Source organism: Prevotella sp. CAG:592 (assembly GCF_000436015.1).
Classification (GTDB): Bacteria; Bacteroidota; Bacteroidia; order Bacteroidales; family Bacteroidaceae; genus Prevotella; species Prevotella pectinovora.
This window is the reverse complement of sequence record NZ_FR892493.1, coordinates 1-7,813: the sequence shown is the minus strand read 5'-3', so window position 1 is coordinate 7,813 and position 7,813 is coordinate 1. Positions and strand designations below refer to the sequence as shown.

At 53.7% G+C, this 7,813-nt stretch carries 6 protein-coding genes; 1 reads left to right on the top strand and 5 read right to left on the bottom strand.

Annotated features, from left to right (window positions below):
* The first annotated feature begins 165 nt into the window (after positions 1–165).
* Positions 166–663 (top strand): very short patch repair endonuclease, encoded by a 498-nt coding sequence (locus QVO99_RS00875; RefSeq protein WP_022315700.1) that lies wholly within the window; start codon positions 166–168, stop codon positions 661–663.
* Positions 664–686: 23 nt separating this feature from the next.
* Here the strand turns inward: QVO99_RS00875 and QVO99_RS00870 are convergent, their stop codons facing one another.
* From QVO99_RS00870 to QVO99_RS00850, 5 genes are all read right to left on the bottom strand, one after another.
* A complete protein-coding gene (locus QVO99_RS00870) occupies positions 687–1,463 on the bottom strand; it encodes a class I SAM-dependent methyltransferase (protein ID WP_022315699.1) in 777 nt (258 codons plus the stop codon).
* 318 nt (positions 1,464–1,781) lie between these two features.
* The gene (locus QVO99_RS00865; protein WP_022315698.1) at positions 1,782–4,157 is read right to left on the bottom strand and encodes an FtsX-like permease family protein; all 2,376 of its coding nucleotides are present in this window, start codon (positions 4,155–4,157) and stop codon (positions 1,782–1,784) included.
* A 17-nt stretch (positions 4,158–4,174) separates the two neighbouring features.
* Positions 4,175–4,852 (bottom strand): ABC transporter ATP-binding protein, encoded by a 678-nt coding sequence (locus QVO99_RS00860; RefSeq protein WP_022315697.1) that lies wholly within the window; start codon positions 4,850–4,852, stop codon positions 4,175–4,177.
* Positions 4,853–4,906: 54 nt separating this feature from the next.
* Positions 4,907–6,154 carry an efflux RND transporter periplasmic adaptor subunit gene (locus tag QVO99_RS00855; RefSeq protein ID WP_022315696.1) on the bottom strand — a complete coding sequence of 416 codons (1,248 nt, stop codon included), beginning with the start codon at positions 6,152–6,154 and terminating at the stop codon, positions 4,907–4,909.
* A 13-nt stretch (positions 6,155–6,167) separates the two neighbouring features.
* Positions 6,168–7,481, bottom strand: a complete 1,314-nt coding sequence (locus QVO99_RS00850; protein ID WP_022315695.1) for a TolC family protein — start codon at positions 7,479–7,481, stop codon at positions 6,168–6,170.
* Between the last annotated feature and the right edge of the window lie 332 nt (positions 7,482–7,813).

Below are 7,813 nucleotides of genomic sequence, written 5' to 3'. Positions count from 1 at the left end.
AACGTCCTAATGACCGTTTTGGGTTTAATCAAAAGCATTATCTTTGCACCACAAAAAAATGACAATGATGAGGAAAACAAAGGATTGACACCTTTCCACATTCATCCACATAAGGAATGGCATCGCTATATCGGCACGCCACTTCTGGAACACTAAACCTCTGTTATGGACAAGCTGACTAAGGAACAACGCCACCGCTGCATGGCAGCGATACGGGGAAAAGACACCAAACCGGAAATCACGGTCAGAAAATTCCTGTTCAGCCGTGGCTTCCGCTATCGGCTGAACCATCCGCGTCTGCCCGGTCATCCGGATATCGTAATGCGCAAATACCGCACGTGCATCTTCGTCAACGGATGCTTCTGGCATGGACACGAGGGGTGCAGATACTACGTGCTGCCAAAGACGAACACGGAGTTCTGGAAAGCGAAGATTGAACGCAACAAAGCCCGCGACATTGAGGAGCAGCACCAACTTGCCGCTATGGGATGGCACTGCATCACCGTATGGGAATGCCAGCTGAAGCCGGCCGTAAGGGAGCAGACCTTAGAGTCGCTGGCGCACACTCTGAACAGCATATTCCTGAATGACCGCAGCATCAAACGATACTCCCTGCCGGAAGAGGAAACGATGATGGCCGCGGAACCGGACAACAAGCTATAACGACTTCATTATCCATTTTCGCCCTACTCGGGCACCCTTACCACATCCACCACATGGCTGCCGGCCCCTATCAGGTCGGACCGCTCTGATATCACTTTCTGGTATTCTATAAACCTTGCAAAGGTCTCGTCGCTCATGCGGTTGAGCCGTGTGCGCATATAGTCGGAGGCTCCGTCGGGCGAGAAGATGGTAACCCGATCCAGTCCGGCACTCTTGTCCAGACGGTTGATGTCATCGATGCGCACATAGTCGTAGAGCTCGTCTGCCTGCGCCTGGATGTGGAAATCCTTGTCCACAGCACCCCTCTCCAGCAGTCCCTCGATGCGGTCCTCGTCGAAACAATACGACAGGATACTGTATTCGTTCATCAGATACGCCACGAAAATCAGTCCGCCAGGCTTCGTCACACGCTTCGCCTCGTTCAGCGCCTTCAGCTTCTCTTCATCTCCTATCAGATGATACAGCGGACCGAGCAGCAGCGTCACGTCTGCCGTTGCCGAAGGGACAAACGGCATGTCTCTCGCATCGCCCTGCACCACATCGGCTGTAGGCTCACGCTTCAGAAACACCTCTATGTTGCGGCGCACCAGTTCCACCGCCTTCACCCTATAGCCCTCTGCCATGAGTGCCGAAGTGTAGCGGCCCGTCCCGGCGCCGATGTCAAGAAGAAAGTAGTCGGACTTCAGAAACCGGCGCAGATGGTGCATAGTGGTTTCAAACTCTACGATACCGTGCCTACGCTGCAGGCGCAGGTCTTCAGGATGCTTGTTGTAATGCTTCTCTATATTGGATAGTGCCATATATGATTTCTTGAAAACTCCCAACAAAGATAATCATAACTCTCAACTTTCCAACGTTAATTTCTCGTTTTTTTTGTTCTACCCAAGCATTTATCGGTCAAGCAAAGGACTACCAATCGCAGGTTAACCTTTGCTTTACCGATATTATATTGAGCACCTCATACAACATATATGCCACACTAAAAACTTGTTCTCGTTGTGCGAATATTGGCGGTATTCAAAAGGATGAGACAAGAGCTAAAAGCTCAATATCAAAAAAGATAGAAAGGAACACTATTCACCTTGCTCGAGTCGGCATCCAACTTATAGCAATAGCTTTCACTCCGTTTTTATGCTCTCCACCGGATTCTCCGTGGCTACGCGCCACGACTGTGCTACTACCGTAAGAACAACTACAGCCGATACGCCCACGAAGCTCAGCGGAAAGAGCCACCAATAAATCGGTGTGTGCTCGGCGAAGCTCTGCAGCCATTGGCGGCTCAGCCAATAGCCGAGCGGTGCGGCAATGACGAACGATACGACGAGAGGCACGCTATAGCGCACGGCAAACAACCGCACCACCGCCCCCACCGAGGACCCCATCACCTTGCGGATGCCTATCTCCTTGCGACGATATTCGGTTTCGAACATCGTGAGCGAGAACACTCCTATGATGGTTATTATGATGCAGATGATGGCGAAGAGCTTAACCTGGGAGATGAAGCGGAACTCATCCACGTAGGTCCGCTGCAGCGCATCGTCAAAGAACTTCATCTTATAGTCGCCGAATGAGGCATCCAGACGGTTGAGCACCTTTTCTATGCCTCGCTTTGCCTCTATCTTGTCATGTCCCTCTGCCACACGCACGAAGAGATTATAGCAGCGGTCGCCCATGCTATTCATTGCCAAAGGGTCCAACACGAGGAAAGCGACGGAGAGGATGCTGTTGTCGTTGCGTACCGACTTCATCCTGAAGTTGTTGCACACTCCAACGATGAGGTAGTTATGGTCGCCCCATTCGCTCCGGCTGCCTATCGAGTCGCCCACGTGCAGCCATTTGTATTTGTCCATCATCGTGCGGTTCAGTATATACGCCCCTGTCTGGCTGTCCGACTCCTTGAAGTCGCGTCCCTCCTCAATCTTCAGTCCCATCGTGTGCAGATATCCGGGGTCGCACAGCATCACCTGCATGTTCATCGACTTGTCGCCGTTGCCGCGAAACCACCCCATATATTGGTCGCCGACGCCTATTGCATCCTGTGCATACCCCACGCTCTCCACGTATGGCAGTTTCTGCAGTTCAGCCCGTATGGCAGTTTTCTTCTGACAAGCCTCCGCTGTGAGTCCGGTGAAGAGCACCTCGTTCTTGGCGAAGCCGTAGTCGCTGTTGAAGATGTAGTTCGACTGGCTCGCCATCACACCGATATATATCGCCAGGACGAAAGCCACGCAGAACTGCACTCCCATTATCGCCATGCGCAGTTTCCTGCCGCGCGGTGATAGTCCGAAGGAGCCTTTCAGCACCATTGCCGGTGTGAACGACGTGCTGTACCATGCCGGCACGACAGCCGACAGGGCACCCACAGCCAGCGCTGCCACTGCCATTACAGTAGTTAGCATTGCATTTGCCCCGAAACTGATGTCTCCCGACACGAGATTCATGCAGGTCTCGCTGCGCTGGAAACCCATTACGATGAGGAAGGCTATGAGGAGACCGATAAAGGCGAAGCCCACATTCTCCATTATCATCTGCAGACGCAGACTGCTCTGCGAGGCTCCCATCACGCGGCGTGTGTTTATGCTGCGTATGCGCATCGGCACTTCGGAGAGCGTGAAGTTCAACAGATTCAGCAGAGCTATGAACAGGATGAATACCGATGCCACGGTGAGCACATTCACCAGGTTGCGGTTGCCCTTGTCGCCTAAGCCTACGCCGGAGAAATATATATCATCTACCGGGGTGAGCCGGAAGCTCTGACCATATTCCTTCTCGAATTTCTTCTCGTCGGTATACCCCGTCTGCCTCATCACTTCCTTCTTGAACGCACGCTCCACAGCCGCCTTGTTAGCCGAATCGTCAAGGCGTACGAATATGTTGAAGCTCCACTCCGATGCGTCGCCGGCATCCTTCGGGTTCTCACACATATAGAGTCCGTTGCCAATGGAGCAGTTGTCGGGCATGTCTTCGCTCACTCCAACAACGGTGATGGACTTATCCACACCGTTTTCCTTCAGGGTGAACGTCTTGCCCACCGCCTTGTCTGTTCCGAAGAGTTTCCCGGCTGTGCTGCGGTTTACGATAGCCATCGCGCCGTAGTCCCAGGTCTTGCTGCTGCCGTACAGCAGCTTGCCGCAGAAGAATTCCACGCCGGGTTTCGACATACCTATATATAATACATTTATAGTGTTTTCGCCGACGGTCACGTCTGTCTGCCTGTTGTATGCCATGTTCACCGTCTGTTCCACATGAGGTATCTCCTTTATTATCTCCTCGTATGGGCGACAGATATGGCATCCCCATTTGTTGTCGAAAAGTGCGGTCTTCACTTCGAGCCGGAACGTGCGGTCGTGGTCCTTGATGTTGTAGTTGTATGTGCGGTTATATATCACCTGTGTCATGAACAGATAGAACGTCGCCACAGCCACTCCCAGTCCGAGCAGGTTGAGCAGCGTTGCCAAGCGGTAGCGGCGGAACAGATACAGTAAGCTTTTCATACGCCATTCCTCCTTTCTCAAAGAATATTATTGTTGTCCACCACCTGTCCGTCGAACAGGTTTATGATGCGGCTTGCCATCTGGGCATCGTGCTGCGAGTGGGTCACCATCACTATCGTCGTGCCTTCGGCATTGAGCTGTGCGAGGAGTTCCATCACGGCGAGTCCGCTCTTGGAGTCGAGGTTTCCCGTCGGCTCGTCGGCGAGGATGAGCTTCGGTTTGCCCACCACGGCACGTGCTATGGCAACACGCTGCTGCTGTCCGCCCGACAGTTGCTGCGGGTAATGTTTGGCGCGGTGGCTCATAGCCACCTTGCGCAGGATTTCCGTCACTCGTTCGCGGCGTTCCTTTGCCGGTACGCCCATATAGCGGAGCTGCAGGTCTACGTTCTCTTCCACGGTCAGCTCGTCGATGAGGTTGAAGCTCTGGAACACGAAGCCGATGCGTCCGCGGCGGTAGCGTGTGCGTTCCTTCTCCTTCAGTCTTGCCACCGGCTCTCCGTCGAGCCAGCATTCACCGGAGTTGGGGTTGTCGAGAAGTCCGAGGATGTTCAGCAGTGTGGATTTTCCGCAGCCGCTCGGTCCCATTATGGCTACGAACTCTCCGTCGTCCACGTTTATACTAACGCCGTTCAGTGCTACGGTTTCCACTTCTTCCGTGCGGAAGATTTTCGTCAGGTTTTCTGTCTTTATCATTGCAGTATGTTTTTTTATGTCTTGTTGTTTCGATATAAATTGCCGTCGTGCTCTCTATTTCAGTATCAGCACTTCGTTGTCCTTGAATGCTTCGTAGCCGCTCGTCACCACGCGTTCTCCCGGTTCCAGTCCGTCGGTCACCTCATAATACTGCGGGTTCTGCCGTGCTATGCTTATGTTGCGTCGGTAAGCCTTCTTGCCCGATTTGTCGAGCACGAATATCCAGTTGCCGCCAGTGGCTTGGAAGAAGGTGCCGCGCGGTATGAGCGTTGCCTGCTGCGACTTTCCCAATGCCAGTTCCACGTAGTAGGTCTGTCCGCTGCGCATCTGTGCCGGTCGTTCGCCCACGAACACGAAGTCGGTGCGGAAGGAGCCATTGCGCACCTCCGGATACACCTTGCGCACACGCAGCTGGTATGTCTTGCCGTTGCGGTTTATCGTGGCAAACAGTCCGGGGCGCACACGGTCGATGTAGTGTTCGTCAATCTGTGCCTGCACCTTGAAGTCGGAGAGGTCGTTTATCTGTCCTATGTTCTGTCCGGCAGAGATGTTCTGTCCCAGTTCCACATCGAGCAGTCCGAGTTCGCCGTCGATAGTCGAACGTATCTCGAGTTTGTTCTTGCGCTCCCGCACGAGCAGCACGTTCTTTCTCATATTGTCGAGGTTGTCCTCCATCTGTGCCATCTGCACCCGGCGGTAGATGCTGTCCTGTCTCAGCCGTTGCGCCACGAGACTTTGCTTGCGTCGTGCCAGCCGGTAGTCCTCCTGGCTCTGTGTGTATGTCTCCTTGCTGATGAGCCTTTCCTTATACAAGCGTGCGTTCTGGTTGCAGGCGCGCTGCTTGCGTTCGCAGTCCATGTCGAGCGTAGCCTGTTCGGTGCGGTTGTTCAGCCGGTCCTGTTGCATTGCCACCTGTGTGTTGCGCAGCAGGTTCTGTTTCTCGGCAAGCTCCGCCTCGGCATTGAGAATCTGCAGGTCGAGGTTGCTGTTGCTCAGTCGCAGTATCACGTCGCCCTTTCTCACACGTGTTCCCTCTTCCACAGGTTTCTCTCTAACTATGCCACCCTCCTCTGGAGAAATCTGCACCACCTGGATAGGCACCACCTGTCCGTTCAGCCGCACGTAGTCGTCGAACCGTCCGTGGGTCACGTTGCTTATCGTCAGGTTGCGCATGTCCACGGTCATTGTGCTTGCCGTCGAACTGAACACTATCCATACGAGTACTGCCGTCAATACCGTTGCCGCAGCTATATACCAAACGTAGCGGCGGAGGAATGTTTTCTTTTCTATCTGTCGGTCCATAATATATTACATTTTATAGTGAGGCTTGCCTGTAGTATGCGAGCAGTCTTCTGTTATACATCATTGTAAGTTGGCTTTGCAGCAGTTTCACTCTCGACTGCAGCAGCGTCACCGCCGCCGTCCTCACGTCGATAGCCGATGCCATGCCCTCCTCAAACTTGCGTGTGGTGATGTGTGCGGCAATGCTGTCCGCCTCCACCTGTTCGTTCGTCTTCAGCATCTCCTTCTCGCTGTTCCGCACGTCGGCAGTGGCTTCTGCCACGAGGCGGCGCAGTTCCGAACGCTCATAGTCGAGCGTCTCACAGGCACGGTCGAGGGCTATGCGGCGCGAGCGCACCGTTGCCAGAGTGGCAAGACGGTTGAAGATTGGTATGCTGAGCGTGAATGCCACATATTCGCCGGCGTTGTTTTTGAACTGCTGGCTGAAAGGCGCATGTCCACTCGTATCCATATTGCGGAAGAACGATGTGGACACGCCGCCGGAAAGAGAGATTTTCGGTAGGAAACCGCCACGGGCTGCCCATAGCCCATAGCGTGCTGCTGCCACTTGGCTTTCTGCCTGGGCTATGCGTGGGTTCCGGGCGAGTGCAGCAGGTGTGACACCGCCGTCAGCCTCTGGCAGGATAGACAGAGTCTCAACAGACGGTCTTTCCACTATCAGTGTGTCTTCGATAGGGAAATTCATCAACTGTTTCAGCGTGAGCAATGCCTTGGTGGCCTGGCTCTGCATGTGGGTCAGTTCGTAGTCGTCGGCGGCAAGAGTGGCGCGCATCTGTGCCACGTCAGCCTCGCTCTTCTGCCCCACCTCTGCCATCACCTCGGTCTGGCGGAGCAGCTGTAGGCTCTCCTCACGCTTCTGCATGGTGTGTTCCACAGCTCCCTGGCAGTAGAGCAGATCCATACACGCCTTGCAGACTTGCAGCGCTGTGGCATCCTTCTCCGCTTGTACTGCCGAGCGTCCCATTGCCACGTTGGCTCGTGCCATGCGCAGCTCGTTGTAGCGTTGCAGTCCGTCGAAGATGGTGAGCGAAGCCTGCAACCCGTATCCGTTATAGAATGTACTGACGTCGGTGTAGGCGTTCGTCTCCGGGTCTACGGCGCGGCCGAAGTTCATCTGTGCACTCACGGAACCGTACACTTCAGGCAGGAAAGCCCCGATGGCACGTGTTTTGGCGGTGCGGTTCTCGTCGAGGTCGAACTGTCTCTGCCGCACGCTGTGGCTGTGGTCCGCGGCATACTTCATGCAGCGCTCCACGCTCCACGGTTCTGCTGCCTGCACCGATATGGCGGCTATCAAAAGTAGTGTTGATATGAATGTACGTTTCATTGTCTTTTCGTTTTCTTTTCTATCTGCAAATTTACGCCACGCCGCCAACGCCCGGAAGATATTCGCCGGGAAAATAGCCCGTTGTATGATTATCATACAGCATATTGTATGAAAATCATACACTCCGCTTATGAATGCCGTTTCTCTTTGTGTGTTCTGGAAAAAAATGTAACTTTGCCGTATCTCATAAAGACGGAAGTCATTATGGCTGAAGAAACAAGAAAATACACATTAGGAGGTTATATGATAGAAACTTATTGTGACACTATACTGGTGGTGGATGACAACCAGGCAATACTCACGGCCCTGAAGATATGTCTTGCAGGGGCGTT